The following is an 18657-nucleotide window of genomic DNA, read 5'->3' on the forward strand; positions in this document are numbered from 1 at the left end:
CGGTTCCTCCATGAGGTACACGGTCGACTTCGTCGACGTCTCCACCACCGGACTCGAATCGTCCCCGGTCGCGGACGCCCTCGCAGGCCTTCGCGCGAACGAGGCTCGGTACTACAAGAACAAGTACGACCACGTGTTCGTCACGAGCAGCGCGGCCGAGGCACCCGAGGTCCTCGCGTACGTCGCGAAGGTCCTGCTGGACGAACGTGGCATCGTGATCGCCTCCCCGGCGCTCGAGGTCTCGGCGTTCGAGGTCGGCGGCCTCCGGATGGCGTACGTGTTCTACGAGTCCGGCCTGGCGATCAACGTGATGTACGCGATCGAGGACGGCGGCAAGCGCGCTGTGGGGTTCAAGCTCGCGATGGGCATGGACGTGCCCGAGGAGTTGTCGGCGTTCAAGTTCGCCCGGCAGCGCTCGAAGCTCGCCGGGGAGATCCGCGGCTCCTACTTCGTCGTCAAGGGCACCTACTGAGCCTCAGCCGCGCAGCGTCAGCACCTCTGCGCCGTCCTCGGTGATCGCGATCGTGTGCTCGCTGTGGGCGGTCCGGGCGCCCGTCGCGCTCCGCAGGGTCCAGCCGTCGTCGTCCGTGACGAGCTCGTCCGTGTCCGCCATCACCCACGGCTCGAGTGCGAGCAGGAGCCCGGGGCGGAGCGTGTAGCCACGGCCGGGCCGTCCGTCGTTCGCGATGTGCGGGTCGCCGTGCATGGTGGACCCGACGCCGTGGCCGCCGAACTCCAGGTTGATCGGGTACCCCGCGTCGTGCAGCACGGACCCGATCGCCGACGACAGGTCGCCGATCTTCGCGCCGGGCACAGCGGCGGCGATCCCGGCGGCGAGGGCGCGCTCCGTCGCCTCGATCATCGCGAGGTCCGCCGGCGCGGCTGTCGCGCCGACGACGAAGCTGACGGCCGAGTCCGCGACCACCCCGTCGAGGGAGACGGCCAGGTCGAGCGTCAGGAGGTCACCGTCGTGGAGCACCTGGTCGCGGGGGAGTCCGTGCAGGACCGCGTCGTTGACGGACGTGCAGATGAAGTGGCCGAAGGGCCCGCGGCCGAACGACGGCGCGTAGTCCACGTAGCAGGACTCGGCGCCGGCCTCGAGGATCATCGCCTTCGCCCACCGGTCGATGTCGAGCAGGTTCGTGCCGACCGTGGTGCGGCGCTGCAGCGCGTGCAGGATCCGGCCGACCAGGGCGCCGACGGCTCGCGCGCGGGGGAGTTCGTCCGGGGTGAAGATCTCGATCATGCGGGTGTCCGTTCGTGGTGCCGACAACTATCCCGGTCAGACTATACCGGTACTAGTATCGGTTCCATGGTCCGCCTGCCCCTCACACCCGCTGACGTCGAACGTGGTCAGCGCCTCGGTGCGCTGCTGCGTCGTGCCCGTGGCGAGCGGTCGATGCTCCAGGTCGCGATCGACGCCGGGGTCTCGCCCGAGACGCTGCGGAAGATCGAGACGGGTCGGGTGGCGACGCCGGCGTTCCCGACGATCGCCGCCATCGCGGACGTCCTCGGGCTCTCCCTCGACGAGGTCTGGGTCGAGATCAGCGCAGTGTCGCGCTCCGCACTCGCCTCCTGAGGAGGTTCGACGACTGCGGATGCGCCTCTGACGCCGGGGGATGCGACAGCGCGTACACGTCCGCGCTGCGCTTTCGCCCGCGTCGTGTCGCTTTCGTCGCAGACCCTCCCGCACGCCGCACCCACCCGCACGCCGCACCCTCCCGCACCCACCCGCACGCGCCCCCTCATCCACCGAACGCATCCACCGAGCGTGCTCGGAACCGGCGTGCATACCGTCACGTGGGGAGGTGGAACGTGAAGTACATCAACTACGACGGCAGCGTGATCATGACCGGCGACCTCATCGCTGAAGCGCTCGCTGACTACGCGGCGGTACTCGGAGCGAACGGGCGCACGGACACGGTCCACGTGCCCACGGTCGGAGCGGACGGCGCGATCGAGACGACCACGGTGCTGGTCGGACCCGCGAGCGAACTCGTGCTGACCCCGGCACCCGAGGACGAGCTCGACCTGGAGGACCAGGCGTTCATCCGCAGGCTCCGAGACGCGGCAGCGACGGCGGGCCCTGACCGCCCGATCAACGCCGACGGTCGGACTCCGTTCGAAGGAGCCGACGGACCGTGAACTCCGGCGGCGCCTCGCCCGCGTCGAGACGCCCCACGAACGACGAAACGCCGCCGGAATCGGCGGCGTTTCGTGTGTTCAGCGGCGTCTCGTGGCAGATCGGGCGCCAGACGCCAGACGACAGGCGCGGGGCGCCAGGCGCCAGGCGCGCCGGCTCAGGCCGCGAGCGCGAGCTCCGAGCGACGGATGGTCGCCGCCTGCAGCAGGGTGCGGCTCGACTCGCCGAGCCACGGGCGCCCCGGGACGGTCCAGCCGGCCTCGCCGTCGACCTCGACACGGGTGCCGGGGGTGACGAAGAGGTCGAGGACGTCGACGGGCACGCGCACGAGGTACTCGCGCTGGGTGCCGGCGTCGCGCACGGGGAACTCCGCGATGCGGTCGGGGGAGATGACGGGAGCCGCGGTGGCGGTCCCGAGGATGGTGATGCGTTCGTTGCTGGTCATGGTTGTTGCCTTCTCGTCTTCTGGCGGCCCACGCTGCGGTCCGACGGACGACTGAGTCGCATCGGTCGCGTGTGGTGGGCACGTGCACGCCGGCATTCGACGTGCTGCTCGGCCTGGCCCGGTGAACGGACGTGCGGCGGAGCGGTGGTCTCGTGGGAATGCGACTCGGGTGAGTCGGCTTCGAGACGGTTCGGTGTGCGCGAGTCAGATGGGTTCGCTGCAATGCACCAAAGGAAGACTCTACACGACGTCCCGCAGGAAGTCCATCCAGCGATCGCCGCCGGCGAGCACGTTGCCGGAACCGTCGAGTCGGGCCGCGGCTGTCGTGGGCTTCCGCGTTGCTTGCTCGTGGACGAGGGCGTGGAACGACTCGGAGAGGTCGAGCCGTGGGACGGCCGCCGTCACGGCACGGAGATCAGCGGCGGACCAGCGTGGGAACCCGGCCCCCGAGACGTCGAGGGAGGTCGCGACCTCGAGCAGGTGCCCCTCGAGGTCGAGCGCGGGATCGACCTCGGTCCACATGTGCCGCTCGACGACCTCGCCGACGCGGCGAGCACGGTCGGCGGGCCAACCGGCACCCAGGGCGAACACGCTCCCGACGGCGCCGCCGGCGTCCTCGAACGCGACGGCGTGGGCGTCGAAGGACGGCGTGACGCCGAGGTCGTGCAGCATCGTCGCGACGAAGAGCAGCTCGCGGTCGGGCTCGAGCGACTCCGCGGTCGCGAGCAACGACGCCCATGCCCACGAGCGCAGGCAGTGGTTCACCAGCGCCGGTGTCGACCAGGCGCGAACGACCTCGAGCGCGCGTGCGGCGACCGGGGACGGGGGCGTGAGCAGCGCGTCGAGATCGGGACCCATGAGCCGACCCTAACGGCCCCGGCAAGCGCGTAACGCGCCCGAAACCGAACCGGTCGATCCGCGAAACAGCGCGTCGTTACGGTTCGGGAACTGAGCACGTGCTCAGCAAGGTCACACTCCCCGCGCACCACCCGAACCCAGAAGGACCTGCACGGATGCAGCACCGAACACGACGTGGCCCACGGGCGCTCGTCACCGCGACCGCCGTCGCGACCGGGGCGCTCGGCCTCGTCGTCATGACGGCCGGCCCTGCCCAGGCGGCCCCCACCGCGACCACCGCGACCATCGAGGCGCCGGCGACCACGACGGTCGGGGACGACCTCGACGTCGACCTGACGATCCCCGCCGCGACCGACGTCTACGCCTACGAGATCACGCTCGACGTGGACGCCGACGCCCTCGAGTACCGGGACGACAGCGTCTCCGGCCCGGACGGCGGCTACGACAGCGTCACGCAGGACGGCGACGCGCTGACGATCGTGCACACGCGCCTCGGCACCTCGCCCGCGATCAGCGGCGACCTCGCCAGCTCGATCGTGCTGACCGCCACGAGCCCCGGGGTGACCGAGCTCGCGATCAGCAGTGTCACGCTCCTCGACGCGGACGGGGCGGCGACCACGCTCGACGCCCCCGACACGACGACCGTCACGATCGCCGCGGCGCCGACGACGGCTCCCACGGGCGGCCCCACCACCGACCCGACCGACCCGGCCACCCCCGGAGCCGGGACCGGCGGCGACCCGACCGGCACCGACGGCTCCGCGACCGACGTCGACGCCGTGAGCACGGCCTCCCGTCCCGCCGCAGGCGCCCTGGCCTGGACCGGTGCGGACGTCGCACCGTGGATCGCCGCCAGTCTCGCCCTCCTGCTGGCCGGTGGCGGCGTGCTCGTCGCCCGTGCCCGCGCCCGCCGGAACGGAGCCGCCAAGTGAACGCCGTGAACCAGAACCCGAACCGTCAGTCCACCCGTCGGCGTCGGCGCACGACGGCAGCCGGCGCCGCCCTCATCGCCCTCGCCGGCACCACGCTGGCCGCGATCCCGTCGATGACCGCCCAGGCGGCCCCGGCGACCGTGGACGCCAGCGCGGCGGCGATGCTCGCGCCGTACTACACGCAACTCGACCTGACCGGGGACGACCAGGTCACGACGGCCGACCTCACGGTGCTCACGAAGTACCTCGGCGTCACCAGCACCGACCCGAACTGGTCCGGCGTCGCCGCGACGGACACCGACGCGGACGGCACCATCACGGTCGCCGACGTGGCCGCCCTGTCGCAGCGGATGATCTACGACGACGGTCCGTTCCAGCTCGTCGAGGCGTCGACCCTCGACATGCAGGCCGCGATGAACGCGGGCGTCACGACCTCGGTCGCGATCACCCAGGACTACCTGGACCGCATCGCCGCCTACGACCGCACCACCGTGCAGGACGGCGGTCGCCCGCTCAACTCGATCATCACGACGAACACGGAGGCGCTGGCGGCCGCGAAGACCGCGGACACCGAGCGCGCCAAGCACGGGATGACGAGCATGCTCCTCGGCGTGCCGATCGCGCTCAAGGACAACTACGACACGAAGGACATGCCGACCACCGGCGGCTGCGGCTGCTGGGACGACAACCAGACCGACACCGACGCGGCGATGGTCACGGGCCTCCGCGACGCCGGTGCCGTGATCCTGGCGAAGGCGAGCCTCGACGAGTTCGCGTACGGGTTCGTGTCGGAGTTCTCCTCGAACCAGCCGGCCGGGTCGTCGCTGCTCGTCGCCAGCCCGTACAACACGACGAAGACCGCGGGAGGCTCCAGCGGTGGCACGGGTGCCGCGATCGCCGCGAACCTGGCGGGCATCGGGTTCGGCACGGACACGGGCGGCTCGATCCGCGTCCCGTCCTCGTACAACCAGCTCGTCGGGATCCGCCCGACGGTCGGGCTGACGAGCCGTGACGGCATCATCCCGCTCGCGCTGTCGCAGGACACCGGCGGGCCCATCGCCCGCTCGGTGACCGACGCCGCCGTGGCCCTCGACGCCGTCACCGGGGTCGACGCCGCCGACCCGGTCACGTCCGGGCAGACCGGCAAGGTCCCGACCTCGTACACGGCGGCGCTCGACCCGACGGCGCTCAAGGGTGCCCGGATCGGCTACGTCACGTCGATGGTCGGCACGAACGCCACCACGCTCCGGCTCTTCACCGAGTCCGTCGCGAAGCTCACCGCGGCCGGCGCGACCGTCGTGCCGATCACGACCACGCCGGACTTCAACCTCGTGCTGAACGAGGGCAGCGGGTCGACCAACGAGTTCAAGCACGACCTCGACGAGTACATCCAGAAGCACCTCGAACCCGACGTGACCGCGCGGAGCGTCTCGGGCATCCTGGCCTCAGGTGAGTACGTGCCGAGCCGGAAGTCGACCTACGAGGCACGCGACAAGATCACCGACGCGCAGTACCAGGCGTGGGCGGGCCCGACCGGGTCGCACACCACGCAGCTCGCCACCGGTAAGCAGGTCGTCACGTCGATGATGGACGCGCAGGACCTCGACGCGCTCGTCTACCCGTCGGGGACGCCGTACGGCACGCAGTCGACGAACATGCGGCTCAGCCCGAACACCGGCATGCCGGCCGTGACCGTCCCGATGGGACAGGCCACCGCGGCCGACAACACGGTCACCGGGGCCGGTGTGAACCTGGAGTTCCTCGGCCGCTCGTACGACGAGAGCACCGTGATCGGGCTCGGCTACGCCTTCGAGCAGGCGACGCACGCGCGCACCTCGCCGGCCGCGTACGGCCCGCTCGGGTAGTCCCCACCAGGACGGACTGGAGGCTCGGTGCCAGCTGGCACCGAGCCTCCGGTCCGTCAGGTGGTCGCGCGGCGGCCGGCGGGTGGAGGCTGCGGGCCTGCGGCTGTCGGCCGGAGTGCGCGCCGAAACGACGAGTGCGCATGCGGGCCCATGCGCACTCGTCGTCAGGGTGATCAGTTCAGCGTGGGGGTGTCCTCCGGCACGACCCCGCCGCCGTACAGGTCGGTCGCCAGGTCGCGGAGCGCCCGGAGCGCGACGCGCTGCGTGAGCGGACCGTACGAGATGCGGGCGACCCCGAGTGCCTCGTACTCCGCCGCGGGCAGGGCACCGGGCAGCCCGATGACGCTGAGCTTCCCGCGGCCGAGTCCCTCGACGAGGCGCTCCACCACGTCGCGCTGGATCGCACCCGGCACGAAGACCACGGGCGCACCGGCGTCGAGGAACGCCTTCCCGCGGGCGATGGCGTCCGCGATGCTCTCGTCGAGCGGGCGGTCGCCGCCCTTCGCGATGGCGTCGGTCCGGGCGTTGAGCTGGAACGCCACGCCCTCCTGCTCGGCCGCCTTCGTGATCGCGGCCACGCGTGCGACGGCCTCGTCGAACGGGCGGAGGCGGTCCTCCACGTTCGCGCCCACGACGCCGAACCCGATGGCGCGGCGGATGGTCTCGGCCGGGTCCTCGTACCCGTCGTCGAGGTCGGCCGTCACGGGCAGGTCGACGGCCTCGGCGACGATGCGGGCGCCCTGGAGCGCCAGGTCGAGGGGCATCCCGCCGTCGTCGTACCCGTAGGACGCGGCGATCGAGTGCCCGGCCGTCGCGATGGCACGCGTCTCCGGCAGGGCCGCGACGGTCTTCGCGCTGATGGCGTCCCACACGTTCACGACGCGGAGGATCTCGGGGGCTTCGTGCAGGGACTTCAGGGTCGACGCCTTGTCGACGGTGCTGCTGCTGATCATGGGACCGACAGTAGGCTGAGGCGTCAGCCGCCGGCCCAGCCGCACCCGAAGACGACGTTCGATGACATCCGGACTCGCGCCGGGCCTCCTGGTCGGTGCATCCTGAGGACATGGCGAGCGACGAGGAGGACCCGGTCGGCACGCTCCGCGGGGTCCGGACGAGCATCAAGTGGACGCGGTACGCGCCCGACGTGCTGCCCCTGTTCGTCGCCGAGATGGACCACGAGGTCGCTCCGGAGATCCGGCAGGCGCTGGTCGAGCGGGTGCAGCAGTCCGACCTCGGGTACCTCGACGGGCCGGGGCCGCTCGCGCCCGCCTTCGCTGCGTTCGCCAGGGACCGGTGGGGCTGGGACGTGGACCCTGCCCGCGTCTACCTGGCCACCGACGTCAGCGTCGGCATCGTGGAGACGCTGCGGCTCGCGCTGCCCGACGGCGGCCGCGTGGCGATCACGCCGCCGGTGTACCCGCCGTTCTTCGAGCTCATCGAAGAGGCCCGATGTCAGGTGGAAGAGGTCCCGCTCACCGAGCGCTGGGGCGTCTACCGGCTCGACCTCGACGGCCTCGAGCGCGCCTTCGCCTCCGGTGTCCGCGTCTTCCTGCTCTGCAACCCGCACAACCCCATCGGGCTCGTCCACGACCGTGCCGACCTCCTCGCGCTGGCAGCGCTCGCCGCGGAGTACGACGTGCTCGTCGTCTCCGACGAGATCCACGCACCGCTGACCCACCCGGGCGTGCAGTTCACCCCGTTCGCGTCGATCGCCGCGGAGGCAGGGGCCCGGAGCGTCTGCGTCACCTCCGCGAGCAAGGGCTGGAACCTCGCTGGCGTGAAGTGCTCCGTCATCGTCGCCGGGGACGACCGCACCGCCGCGCTCCTCGACACCCTGTGGGAAGAGGTCGCCTGCCGGACGAGCATCCTCGGGCTGCACGCCAACCTGGCGGCGTTCTCGCTCGCCGTCGGCTGGCTCGACGACGTCATCGACCGGATCGTGGCGAACGACCGGCTGCTCGCGAAGCTCCTCGCCGAGCACCTGCCCGGGGTGGTGTACTCACGGCCGCGCGCCGGGTACCTGGCGTGGCTCGACTTCCGCGGCATCGGCCTCGGGGACGACCCCGCCGTCCAGCTCCGCGAGCACGCGTTCGTGGCGCTGAACTCCGGCGTGCCCTTCGGCACCGAGGGCCGCGGGTTCGCCCGGATCAACCTGGCGTGCTCTCCGGACACCCTGCGCGAGGCCGTGCTGCGGATCGCGGCGGCGTACCCGTCGAGTGCGCAGGAGGCCGTGGTCTGGCACGTCGCCTGACCCGCGCGCGCTCCTGGGCGGGGCGACGTCAGGCGTCGATGTACTGGTTCCGGCCGACGACGCGGATGGCCAGGTGGACCTCGCTGGAGGGCATTTCCTCGGTCATCGCGACCCATTCGCGGGCGACGAAGCCGACGGAGCCCCACCGTGCGACCTCGGTGACGAGGAACCCGTCGATGAACACCTGCCACATGCCCTTGTCACGGACGGCCTGGACCTCGTGCGTCGCCATGGGCCGAGCGTAGCAAGCGGGCGTCCGGCCGGCCGGGTTCGGCCGACGGCGCTCGGCGTGCAGTCGACGGTGCTCGGCGTTCAGCCGACGCGCTTGGCGTAGTACCGCAGCAGCGGCGTCTCGCCCGAGGGCTTCGACCAGTCCGCGAGCCCGGTCCCGGTGAGCCGCCAGCCCCGCCGCTCGTACAACCGCCAGGCGGCCGGCGTCTCCTCGGTGACGTCGAGCCGGATGTGTGGTCCCGGTGCGCACTGCTCGGCGGCGTCGAGCAGCCCGTCCGCGAGTCCGCGGGCGCGGTGCGACGGGTCCACGAACAGCCGCGTGACCTCCGGCATCCGCCCGGGGGCGGGGACTGCGATGCCGACGTGGCCGACGATCTGCCCGTCCTCGATCGCGGCCCAGGCACGGAGGAGCCCCTCGGGGGAGAGCCACGCGCGCGGGTCGTCCGGCCAGGTCGCCGGGTAGCCGTCGGCGTGCACGCGCCAGAGGACCTCGACGAGGGCGTCCAGGTGGGCGTCGGTGCGTTCGGTGATCCGCATGTCCTCAGACACTGTCGGCCGACTCGCGCGATCCGTCAGCGGGGTGGTCGGGTCGGTCGTCGAAGAAGTCGGCCGCCCGGAACGCGAACAGCAGGATCGAGACGAGGGCCCCGACGACGAACCAGACGATGTCGCCGCTGGTCGGGCCGACGACGGCGGTGCGCCCGAAGAGCAGGCCGATCGCGATGACGAAGTTCGCCATGCCCCAGACCACGTTCGTGCGGGCTGACGAGTACCGCCCGAACGGTGTGCGGAACACGAGCCCCGCCGACCCCGCCACGAAGTGCGGCATGCCGTTCAGCAGTGCCAGCCCAGCGACTGCGAACAGCACGACCCCGACGATCCCCATGCGCTCAGCGTACGGGCTCGTCGCGGTCGGGGGACGGTCAGAGCTCGAGCGCCATCGCGACGTCGGCGCGGACGTACGGGCTGGCGTGCCGTTCCTCCGGGCCGAGGTGCCGGAAGCCGGTCGTCTCGTACAGGTGCACCGCGCTCGCCAGGGCGGAGTTCGTCTCGAGCACGAGGCGCCGCGCACCGACGGCGCGGGCACGGTCGATCGCGTGCAGGATCAGCCGGCGCCCGGTGCCGTGACCCTGGTGGTCAGCGGCCACGGCCATCTTCACGAGCTCGTACTCGCCGTTCCCGACGGGCAGGATGCCGACGCAGCCCACGACGACGTCGTCCATCCGGGCGACGAAGACCGCGCCACCGGGTTCGACGATCTGGCCGACGGGGTCGCCGAGGAGCTTGCGGTCCTCGTCCTCGAGCGTGAAGAAGCGCGAGATCCAGGCCTCGTTGAGCGTCCGGAAGGCCTCGGCGTCGGCGGCCGAGCTCATGTCGCTGATGGTGACGGATGCGGTGTCGGGCATGGTCCCATCCTCGACGGACGAGGAAGTCACGTCCAATACTCGTTCGCGACCATCGATAGGCTGCGTGCATGGATCACCCGGACGTGGACCTCCGTCAGCTCCGCGCGTTCCTCGCGGTCGCCGACGCCCTGCACTTCGGGCGCGCGGCGGAGACACTGCACATCGCCCAGCCCGCGCTGTCGCAGCAGATCCGGCGGACGGAGCGCGCCCTCGGCGTCGACCTGTTCGCCCGGACGTCGCGGAGCGTGGCGCTGACGCCGGCTGGCCGCGTGCTGCAGGGTCGCGCCCGCTCGCTCCTCGCCCAGGCGGAGCGGGACCTCGACGAGGCCGTCCGGGTCGGGCGCGGGGAGGCGGGACGGCTCGACGTCGGTTTCGTCGTCTCGGCACTGCCCCTCGGCCCGATCGAGCGGGTGCAGCGCTTCCGGGAGCGCCACCCGCTGGTCCGGGTGGAGCTCACCGAGGGGTACACCTCCCGGCTCCTCGCGCGCATCGTCCGCGGCGAGCTCGACCTGGCGATCGTCCGGGACCCCGACGAGACCGACGGTGTGCGGCTGCGCCCGTTCCGGAGCGAGCCCTTCGTCGCCGCGGTCCCGCTCGGGCACCGGTTCGCCGACCGCACGTCCATCGCCGGGTGGGAACTGCTCGACGACCCGTTCGTGTTCTTCCCCGCCGAGGCCGGCGCCGTCGCCACCGAGCGGAACCTGGCGCCGGTCGTCCGGGACGGCCGGGTACCGGAGGTCGTGCAGGAGGCCACGACCTGGGCGACCGTCCTGCACCTGGTCGGTGCGGGCCTCGGCGTCACGGTGGCACCGGCGAGCGCGACCCTCGCCGCGCCCGACACGGTCGTGCTCCTGCCGCTGACCGGGGACCACCGCAGCGAGCTCTGCTGGGCGGCACGTACCGACGACGACCGCGAGATCCTCCGCAACTTCGTGGCCGCGGCGGACTGAGCGCCGGCGCCTAGCGCGGCAGGACCGGCGCGCGGTGGTCGCCGAGCTCGTCCACCCGCCACGGACGCGACCCCGTCAGACCGAGTCCGAGCTGCGCCAGCACGAACGACACGTGCGGCTCGACGTCCGGGTCCCAGGCGCCCTCGATCCCGAGGCCGAACGCGCCGAGCTCGTCGTCCGCCTCGTCGTGCAGTCCCATGCGCCATCGCCCGTCGCCCAGTTCCTCGACGACGACCCACCGCGCGGTGCCGAACCGGGACGGTGCGGACCGTCCGGTCACGCCGTCTTCATGATGTCCGCCGTGAAGTTCTGCACACGCTGCAGCAGGGCCTCGCCGCGCATCGCGATCGTCGCCGGCGGGTTCAGGTGCGGCGGCGCGGTCCGGATGAGGAGCGGGCACCCGAGGTCCTCGCAGATGTACGTGCCGATCGTGTTGCCGTTCCGGCCGGACTCCCCGGCACGCGCGGCGGAGAACAGGCGCACCTGCGTCGCGGGCTGCGGGGAGTGGCAGAAGGAGCACATCGCGGCGATCCCGGGGCGGAGCGAGCCGCCCGCCGAGCGCACGACGATGCCGACCGCGTGGCCGTCGATCCACGAGACGATGTACCCGCGGCGTGCGGCCTGCGGGTCGCGCCAGCCGAGGAACTCGCGGTCGTCCCAGAGCATCTCGTGGAGTCCGGGGATCGGGAGCTGCGCGAGTTCGTCCTGGGTGGCGTTGACGAACGACGAACGGATGTCTGCTTCGGTCAGTGGCTTCACGGTGAGAACACCATATGCCTCGCCTCCGACACGTGGTTGGTCAGGACAGCCGGGAGGCCCGGATCACCGCGAGCGCGCTCGTCTCGTCCGCCACCAGGACGGCCCGACGCACCGCGTCGCGTCCGATGCGGCGCGCGGCCGCGTCGTCGGCCGCGAACTCCACGAGGACGCGCGTCGAGCGCGCCATGGCGCGCGCACCCGGGATCCAGGGGACCGCACGCTCGATCGACTCGGCGACCGCGACTGCCACCGCGTGGTGCTGGTGCAGGTGCGCTCGTTCGTGGGCGACCACGGCCTCCAGTTCGTCGGTGCGCAACCGGTCTGCGAGACCGGAGCTGACGAGGACCCCGCCGCTGCGGCCAGGGACGGCGCAGGCCAGGGCGTGCTCCGCCTCGACGACGGCGACGAGCGTGCCGTCGATCTCACGGTGGGGTGCGGCGCCGGAGCGCATGGCCGCTCGGACGGCGCGGTGCTCGGAGCCCGGGCGGACGCGCACGGCGACGACGAAGGCGAGCACCGCGACGATCGCGACCCCGATGTTGAGCCCGTGCGAGGGGGAGTCGCCGAGCGCGAAGGGATCGGTGACCGGCCGGTTCGCCGTCACCACGAGGGTGATGCCGACGACGAACCCGAGTGCGCCGAGCACGACCGCGAGCGACCAGGACACCAGTGCGGTGCGCGGCCGGTCGATCGTCCAGGCGGACCGGGTCAGGATCCGCGGCGCCAGGGCGACGACCGCCAGCGCGAGCACGATGAGGACGACGCCGGTGACCACCACGGGAGAGGGTCCGTCAGGAGCGGGCGCGGGCGTCGAGGGCGCGGCGGAGGACGTCGAGGTCGTCGGAGGCCAGTGAACCCGTGAACTGGAGCAGTGCGGCTTCGCGGTCGGACGCCGCCGCGAGGGCGGTCGACATCAGCGACGCGGTCTGTTCCTCGCGCGAGTGGGTGGCGCGGAACGTCAGTGCGGCGTCCTGGTGCTGCTGCCGTTCCACCGCGCCCTTGCGGCCGAGGCGGTCGAGCACGGTGAGGACGGTCGTCAGTGCGGGACGGGGCTCCGGGAAGGCGTCGAGCACCTGGCGCGCGGTCAGCCCGCCGTCCGCGGACCAGAGCGCGTCGAGCACCGCCTGCTCGAGCTGCCCGCGAGGGCGCTGCCGTTGTCCTGCCACGGGACCACTCTACGAGATGTCGAAGGGGTGGCACGGTTCACATGCCCGTAACGCGATCTCGGTAAGCTCTCCGCGGACAACAGAACATCGAGGCCGATCACCCGCCGCGGGAGACGTCGCCCGCCGTCGCACCCCGACGGCGCAGCGGCACCGAAGGAGCATCCTCCCCGCCAATCTCTCAGGTCCAACACCGCAGCGGACAGGCCACTCTGGAAAGCAGACGCCCGTGCTCCATCGGGGCCGGTCGTCTCGCCGACGGTGAAAGCCGCGGACCTCACGGGCCGCGGTGAAACTCTCAGGCCGATGACAGAGGGGGAGTTCCACCCGGCGATCGCCGTCGGGTGCCGCCCGGCGATGGCCGGGCCCTGCGCACGCCAGGAGAACTCCGCAATGTCCCCATCCCTCCGTTCGTCCCCGCTCGAAGCGGCGCACGAGTCGGCCGGTGCCACGTTCACCGACTTCGCCGGGTACCGCATGCCGGTCCGGTACTCGTCCGACCTCGCCGAGCACCACGCCGTCCGGCAGGCCGCCGGCGTGTTCGACCTCTCGCACATGGCGGAGATCGGCGTCACCGGACCCGACGCCGTCGCCTTCCTGGACCACGCGCTCGCCGGGGCGTTCGGCGCGATGACCGTCGGCCGCGCGAAGTACTCGCTGCTGCTCGAGGAGACCGGCGGGATCCTCGACGACCTGGTTGTCTACCGGACCGACGACGACACGTACCTCGTCGTCGCGAACGCCGCGAACCGGTCCGTCGCCGTGTCCGCCCTGCAGTCGCGGGCCGACGGGTTCGACGTCACGGTCTCGGACGACTCCGACACCACGGCGCTGGTCGCGATCCAGGGGCCCGCTGCCGCCGGCACGCTCGACGAACTCGTGGTCGAGGACCGGCTGCAGCCGGAGTCCCCGCTGGACGAGCTCCGCTACTACCGGGCGCTGCACGCGACGTTCGACGGCTCGTCCGTGCTCGTGGCCCGCACCGGCTACACCGGCGAGGACGGCTTCGAGATCTACAGCGACCCCGACGTGGCCCCGGCGATCTGGGACGCCCTGCTCGACGCCGGCGCACCCCGGGGTGTGGTGCCCGCCGGGCTCGCCGCCCGCGACACCCTGCGCCTCGAGGCCGGCATGCCGCTCTACGGGCACGAGCTCACCGTGTCCACCCGCCCGGCGCAGGCCGGCCTCGGCCGGGTCGTCGCCGCGGACGGGGCGTTCGTCGGTTCCGCGGGCGTCGAGCCCGCTGCCGACGCCCCCGTGCTCGTCGGCCTCGTGATGGAGGGCCGCCGTGCCGCCCGTGCCGGGTACCCGGTGCTGCTCGACGGCACGGTCGTCGGTTCCGTGACCTCCGGTGCCCTCTCCCCGACGCTCGGGCACCCCGTCGCGATGGCGTTCGTCGACCCGTCCGCCGCCACCGGGGGACAGCTCCTCCACATCGACGTCCGCGGAACGGCCATCCCCGCCACCGTCACCGCGTTCCCCTTCTACCGCCGCGCTTCGAAAGGCTGACACCCATGACCGACCAGACCGCTCTGCAGTACACCAAGGACCACGAGTGGATCCTCGTCGAGGGTGACGTCGTCACCGTCGGCATCACCGACCACGCCGCCGAGCAGCTCGGTGACGTCGTCTACGTCGAGCTGCCCGCCGTGGGCACCGCGACGACCGCCGGAGACCAGCTCGGCGAGATCGAGTCGACCAAGAGCGTCGGCGAGCTCTTCGCGCCGATCGAAGGAGAGGTCATCGAGGTCAACGACGCCGTCGTCGACGCCCCGGACACCGTCAACCAGGACCCGTTCGGCGCCGGCTGGCTCGTGAAGATCAAGGTCGACGGCACGTCCTTCCCCGAGGACCTGATGGACCACGACGCGTACCGGGCGTCCATCGCATGACGGACACCGACCTGAACCTCCAGACCACCTTCGCCGACCGGCACATCGGGACCACCCCGGCCGACCAGCGCGTCATGCTCGAGACCGTCGGGCACAGCTCGCTCGACGAACTCGTCCGTGCCGCGATCCCGGCCGCGATCCACGCCGCACCCGTCGCCACGTCGTCGATCCCCCCGGCGATCGGGGAGACCGAGGCGCTCGCCGAACTCCGCGCGGCGGCGTCGAAGAACACGGTGCGCCGCGCCATGATCGGCCTCGGGTACTACGGCACCCACACGCCGGCCGTGATCCAGCGCAACGTGCTCGAGAACCCGAGCTGGTACACGGCGTACACGCCGTACCAGCCGGAGATCTCGCAGGGGCGTCTCGAAGCCCTGATCAACTTCCAGACGATGGTCGCCGACCTGACCGGCATGGCCACCGCCGGCGCCTCGATGCTCGACGAGGGCACCGCCGTGGTCGAGGGAATGCTCCTCGCCCGTCGCGCGTCCAAGGTCAAGGGCGACGCGTTCCTCGTCGACGCCGACCTGCTGCCGCAGACGCGGGCACTGCTCGACCACCGCGCAGAGGCCGTCGGGATCACCCTGCGCGCCTTCGACGCCGTCGCCGGACCCACCGACGACCAGCTCGCCGGCGCCTTCGGCGTCGTCCTGCAGTACCCGGGCGCCTCCGGGCACGTCGTCGACCCGTCGACGACCATCGAGCGCGTCCACGCGGGCGGCGGGATCGCGGTCGTCGCGGCGGACCCGCTCGCGATGACGCTCCTGGCGTCCCCGGGCGACCTCGGCGCGGACGTCGCGGTGGGCACCTCCCAGCGCTTCGGCGTCCCGCTCGGCTTCGGCGGCCCGCACGCCGGGTACCTCGCCGTCCGCGCGGGGCTCGAACGCCAGCTGCCCGGCCGGCTCGTCGGGGTGTCCTTCGACGCCGCCGGCGGGATGGCCTACCGGCTCAGCCTGCAGACCCGTGAGCAGCACATCCGGCGCGAGAAGGCGACCTCGAACATCTGCACCGCGCAGGTGCTCCTGGCCGTGATGGCCTCGATGTACGCGGTCTACCACGGGCCGGAGGGCCTCCGGTTCATCGCGAACCGCGTCGCGCGCACGACGGCGGCGCTCGCCGACGCCGCACGTGCCGCCGACGTGCACGTCGTGCACGACGGGTTCTTCGACACGCTCACGCTCCGTGCCGCCGGGCGGGCGGGGTCCCTCGTGCAGGCCGCACACGACGCGGGCTACCTGCTGCACCTCGTCGACGCCGACACCGTGCTGGTCTCGGTCGACGAGACGACCACGCCCGACGACGTCCGCGTGCTCGCAGGCCTGTTCGCCGGCGGGGACGGACCGGACCAGCACGCCGTCGAGACCGCCGTGGCGGACGCGACCTCCGGCCTCCCGTCCGGCCTGTTCCGGCAGAGCGCGTACCTGACGCACCCCGTGTTCAGCTCCCACCGGAGCGAGACCCGGATGATGCGGTACCTCAAGCACCTCGCCGACAAGGACTACGCGCTCGACCGCGGCATGATCCCGCTCGGCAGCTGCACGATGAAGCTCAACGCGGCGACCGAGATGGCGGCGGTCACGTGGCCGGAGTTCGCGAACGTCCACCCGTTCGCGCCGCGGTCCGACGTCGAGGGCTACCTCGGCATGATCAGCGACCTCGAGACCTGGCTCGCCGAGGTCACCGGCTACGACACGGTGTCCGTGCAGCCGAACGCCGGCAGCCAGGGCGAGCTCGCGGGGCTCCTCGCGATCCGCGGGTACCACCGCTCCCGCGGGGACGACACCCGCACGGTCTGCCTGATCCCGTCGAGCGCGCACGGCACGAACGCCGCGTCGGCCGTGCTCGCGGGGATGCGGGTCGTCGTGGTCGCCTGCGACGAGAACGGCAACGTCGACCTCGCCGACCTGCGCGCCCGGGTCGCCGAGCACGCGGACGCCCTCGCCGCCCTGATGATCACGTACCCGTCCACCCACGGCGTGTACGAGCACGACATCCGGGAGATCTGCGACGCGGTGCACGACGCCGGCGGCCAGGTGTACGTCGACGGGGCGAACCTCAACGCGCTCCTCGGGCACGCTCGCTTCGGGGACTTCGGCGGCGACGTCTCGCACCTGAACCTGCACAAGACCTTCTGCATCCCACATGGTGGCGGCGGTCCCGGCGTGGGTCCGGTCGCGGCGAAGGCGCACCTCGCGCCGTTCCTGCCCGGGCACCCGATGGCGCAGGACGCCGACCGCCGTCCGGGCTCGACCTCCGACGGGCGCCTGGCGCACGCGGGCGGTCCGGTCTCGGCAGCGCCGTACGGCAGCCCGAGCATCCTGCCGATCACGTGGACGTACGTCCGCATGATGGGTCTGGACGGCCTGACCCGTGCGACCGAGACCGCCGTGCTCGGGGCGAACTACATCGCCGCCCGGCTGCGTGACGCCTTCCCGGTGCTCTACACGGGCGAGTCCGGGCTGGTCGCGCACGAGTGCATCCTGGATCTCCGTCCGCTCCGGGACGCCACCGGCATCACCGTGGACGACGTCGCGAAGCGCCTGGTGGACTACGGCTTCCACGCGCCGACGATGTCGTTCCCGGTCGCCGGCACCCTGATGGTGGAGCCGACCGAGAGCGAGGACCTCGCCGAACTCGACCGCTTCGTCGACGCGATGCTGGCCATCCGCGCCGAGGCCTCGGCCGTCGAGCGCGGCGAGTGGCCTGCGGACGACAACCCGCTCGTCGGGGCGCCGCACACGGCCGCGTCAGTGATCTCGGGGGAGTGGACGCACGCCTACACCCGGGAGCAAGCGGTGTACCCGCTGCCGGGCATCGCGGAGCGGAAGTACTGGCCGCCGGTGCGCCGCATCGACCAGGCGTACGGGGACCGCAACCTCGTGTGCGCCTGCCCGCCGATCGAGGCGTTCGCGTAACGAGCACCCGCTCGCACCACCACGGAAGGCCCGGAGCCCCACGGCTCCGGGCCTTCCGCGCGCCGGGCGGCGGGCGCGGCCGCCGGGCTGCCGCGGCGCCGCCCGGCTCCCGCGGCGCCCGGGATGCCGTGGCACCGCCCGGCTCCCGTGGCGCCGCCGAACTCTGCGGCGTCTCGGGCACCCCGGGGTGCCTCGGGGAGAGCGGGGCGCCTCGGCCCCGACGTGCGGGGGCTTCCGATGCCGACTCCCGTGGCGCCCCTGGCCTCCCGCGGCGCCCCTCGCCTCCCGAGACGCCGCCGAACTCTGCTGCGTCTCGGGCACTCCGAGGCGCCTCGGGGAAAGCGGGGCGCCTCGGCCCCGACGCGCCGAGGCGTCCGACGCCGGCCTCCCGTGGCGCCCCTGGCCTCTCGCGGCGCCCCGGGCCTCCCGCGGCGCCGCCGAACTCTGCGGCGTCTCGGGCACCCCGGGGCGCGTCGGGGAGAGCGGGGCGCCTCGGCCCCGACGTGCGGGGGCTTCCGCCGTCAGCCTCCCGTGGCGCCCGGCTGCCGCGGTGCCGCCCGGCTGCCGCGGCGCCCCGGGCCTCCCGAGACGCCGCCGAACACTGCGGCGTCTCGGGCACCCCGGGGTGCCTCGGGGAGAGCGGGGCGCCTCGGCTCCACCGCGCCGAAGCCTCCGCCCCCGGCCCCCCGCGGCGCCCCCGGCCCCCCGCGGCGCCCCGCAACTTCCGAGACGCCGCCGAACACCGCGGCGTCTCGGGCACCCCGGGCGCCTCGGCGGGACCGGGGGCGCCGGTGGAGCGGTCCCTTTCGTCCAGGGGATGGATCGTTGCGTCCAGCTGCCGCACAGC

General features: G+C 72.7%; 22 protein-coding genes and 1 riboswitch. Of the genes, 10 read left to right on the forward strand and 12 right to left on the reverse strand.

Translation table 11 applies throughout. The features are described from left to right. Window positions 1–10: 10 nt before the first annotated feature. A complete protein-coding gene (locus ACIPJY_RS15835) occupies window positions 11–472 on the forward strand; it encodes a phage tail protein (RefSeq protein WP_400465606.1) in 462 nt (153 codons plus the stop codon). 3 nt (window positions 473–475) lie between these two features. On the opposite strand, the gene map is transcribed toward ACIPJY_RS15835, so the two are convergent. Then, a complete protein-coding gene (map, locus tag ACIPJY_RS15840) occupies window positions 476–1246 on the reverse strand; it encodes a type I methionyl aminopeptidase (protein WP_400465609.1) in 771 nt (256 codons plus the stop codon). Between the two features lie 66 nt (window positions 1247–1312). On the opposite strand from map, the gene ACIPJY_RS15845 reads away from it, so the two are divergent. Next, window positions 1313–1579, forward strand: a complete 267-nt coding sequence (locus ACIPJY_RS15845; protein WP_400465612.1) for a helix-turn-helix transcriptional regulator — start codon at window positions 1313–1315, stop codon at window positions 1577–1579. Window positions 1580–1815: 236 nt separating this feature from the next. Further along, the gene (locus ACIPJY_RS15850) at window positions 1816–2145 is read left to right on the forward strand and encodes a hypothetical protein (protein WP_400468232.1); all 330 of its coding nucleotides are present in this window, start codon (window positions 1816–1818) and stop codon (window positions 2143–2145) included. A gap of 155 nt (window positions 2146–2300) precedes the next feature. Here the strand turns inward: ACIPJY_RS15850 and ACIPJY_RS15855 are convergent, their stop codons facing one another. Next, window positions 2301–2588: a hypothetical protein gene (locus tag ACIPJY_RS15855; protein ID WP_400465617.1), complete on the reverse strand. Its 288-nt coding sequence runs from the start codon at window positions 2586–2588 to the stop codon at window positions 2301–2303. A gap of 240 nt (window positions 2589–2828) precedes the next feature. Beyond that, window positions 2829–3446 (reverse strand): HD domain-containing protein, encoded by a 618-nt coding sequence (locus tag ACIPJY_RS15860; protein WP_400465620.1) that lies wholly within the window; start codon window positions 3444–3446, stop codon window positions 2829–2831. A 155-nt stretch (window positions 3447–3601) separates the two neighbouring features. Between ACIPJY_RS15860 and ACIPJY_RS15865 the strand changes: the two genes are divergently transcribed. Beyond that, entirely contained in the window at window positions 3602–4378 is a 777-nt protein-coding gene (locus ACIPJY_RS15865; RefSeq protein WP_400465623.1) for a hypothetical protein, read from the forward strand. Beyond that, window positions 4375–6243, forward strand: a complete 1869-nt coding sequence (locus ACIPJY_RS15870; RefSeq protein ID WP_400465625.1) for an amidase family protein — start codon at window positions 4375–4377, stop codon at window positions 6241–6243. Before ACIPJY_RS15865 ends, ACIPJY_RS15870 begins: the two co-directional genes overlap by 4 nt. A 173-nt stretch (window positions 6244–6416) precedes the next feature. Here the strand turns inward: ACIPJY_RS15870 and ACIPJY_RS15875 are convergent, their stop codons facing one another. Further along, on the reverse strand, window positions 6417–7196 hold the full coding sequence (locus tag ACIPJY_RS15875) for an isocitrate lyase/phosphoenolpyruvate mutase family protein (protein WP_400465628.1): 780 nt from the start codon (window positions 7194–7196) through the stop codon (window positions 6417–6419). Window positions 7197–7306: 110 nt separating this feature from the next. Here ACIPJY_RS15875 and ACIPJY_RS15880 point away from each other — a divergent pair, with 110 nt between their 5' ends. Next, complete coding sequence (locus ACIPJY_RS15880) at window positions 7307–8494, forward strand: MalY/PatB family protein (RefSeq protein ID WP_400465631.1); 1188 nt, start codon at window positions 7307–7309, stop codon at window positions 8492–8494. 28 nt (window positions 8495–8522) lie between these two features. Here ACIPJY_RS15880 and ACIPJY_RS15885 read toward each other — a convergent pair whose 3' ends face one another. From ACIPJY_RS15885 to ACIPJY_RS15900, 4 genes are all read right to left on the reverse strand, one after another. Further along, entirely contained in the window at window positions 8523–8726 is a 204-nt protein-coding gene (locus ACIPJY_RS15885) for a hypothetical protein (RefSeq protein ID WP_400465634.1), read from the reverse strand. A gap of 80 nt (window positions 8727–8806) precedes the next feature. Further along, window positions 8807–9262 carry a GNAT family N-acetyltransferase gene (locus tag ACIPJY_RS15890; RefSeq protein ID WP_400465636.1) on the reverse strand — a complete coding sequence of 152 codons (456 nt, stop codon included), beginning with the start codon at window positions 9260–9262 and terminating at the stop codon, window positions 8807–8809. Between the two features lie 4 nt (window positions 9263–9266). After that, window positions 9267–9611: a hypothetical protein gene (locus tag ACIPJY_RS15895; protein WP_400465639.1), complete on the reverse strand. Its 345-nt coding sequence runs from the start codon at window positions 9609–9611 to the stop codon at window positions 9267–9269. A 37-nt stretch (window positions 9612–9648) separates the two neighbouring features. Further along, a complete protein-coding gene (locus tag ACIPJY_RS15900) occupies window positions 9649–10131 on the reverse strand; it encodes a GNAT family N-acetyltransferase (protein WP_400465641.1) in 483 nt (160 codons plus the stop codon). Between the two features lie 68 nt (window positions 10132–10199). On the opposite strand from ACIPJY_RS15900, the gene ACIPJY_RS15905 reads away from it, so the two are divergent. After that, window positions 10200–11081: a LysR substrate-binding domain-containing protein gene (locus ACIPJY_RS15905; RefSeq protein ID WP_400465644.1), complete on the forward strand. Its 882-nt coding sequence runs from the start codon at window positions 10200–10202 to the stop codon at window positions 11079–11081. 10 nt (window positions 11082–11091) lie between these two features. Here ACIPJY_RS15905 and ACIPJY_RS15910 read toward each other — a convergent pair whose 3' ends face one another. Genes ACIPJY_RS15910 through ACIPJY_RS15925 form a run of 4 tightly spaced genes read right to left on the reverse strand, consistent with a single transcriptional unit; the run spans window position 11092 to window position 13006 of the window. Beyond that, complete coding sequence (locus tag ACIPJY_RS15910; RefSeq protein WP_400465647.1) at window positions 11092–11361, reverse strand: hypothetical protein; 270 nt, start codon at window positions 11359–11361, stop codon at window positions 11092–11094. Further along, window positions 11358–11840: an FBP domain-containing protein gene (locus ACIPJY_RS15915; RefSeq protein WP_400465650.1), complete on the reverse strand. Its 483-nt coding sequence runs from the start codon at window positions 11838–11840 to the stop codon at window positions 11358–11360. The genes ACIPJY_RS15910 and ACIPJY_RS15915 overlap by 4 nt, the downstream gene beginning before the upstream one ends. Window positions 11841–11880: 40 nt before the next feature. Then, complete coding sequence (locus tag ACIPJY_RS15920) at window positions 11881–12618, reverse strand: M56 family metallopeptidase (RefSeq protein ID WP_400465653.1); 738 nt, start codon at window positions 12616–12618, stop codon at window positions 11881–11883. Between the two features lie 13 nt (window positions 12619–12631). Then, the gene (locus ACIPJY_RS15925; protein ID WP_400465656.1) at window positions 12632–13006 is read right to left on the reverse strand and encodes a BlaI/MecI/CopY family transcriptional regulator; all 375 of its coding nucleotides are present in this window, start codon (window positions 13004–13006) and stop codon (window positions 12632–12634) included. 199 nt (window positions 13007–13205) lie between these two features. Further along, window positions 13206–13326: riboswitch (glycine riboswitch) on the forward strand. A 70-nt stretch (window positions 13327–13396) separates the two neighbouring features. Between ACIPJY_RS15925 and gcvT the strand changes: the two genes are divergently transcribed. From gcvT to gcvP, 3 genes are read left to right on the forward strand one after another with little or no spacing between them, the layout of a single operon-like run. Beyond that, complete coding sequence (gene gcvT / locus ACIPJY_RS15930; RefSeq protein WP_400465658.1) at window positions 13397–14512, forward strand: glycine cleavage system aminomethyltransferase GcvT; 1116 nt, start codon at window positions 13397–13399, stop codon at window positions 14510–14512. Window positions 14513–14517: 5 nt separating this feature from the next. Continuing rightward, window positions 14518–14895 carry a glycine cleavage system protein GcvH gene (gcvH, locus tag ACIPJY_RS15935; RefSeq protein ID WP_400465661.1) on the forward strand — a complete coding sequence of 126 codons (378 nt, stop codon included), beginning with the start codon at window positions 14518–14520 and terminating at the stop codon, window positions 14893–14895. Continuing rightward, on the forward strand, window positions 14892–17810 hold the full coding sequence (gcvP, locus tag ACIPJY_RS15940) for an aminomethyl-transferring glycine dehydrogenase (RefSeq protein WP_400465664.1): 2919 nt from the start codon (window positions 14892–14894) through the stop codon (window positions 17808–17810). Before gcvH ends, gcvP begins: the two co-directional genes overlap by 4 nt. The last annotated feature ends 847 nt before the right edge of the window (window positions 17811–18657 follow it).

Source organism: Curtobacterium sp. NPDC090223, assembly GCF_044746585.1.
Lineage (GTDB): Bacteria > Actinomycetota > Actinomycetes > Actinomycetales > Microbacteriaceae > Curtobacterium.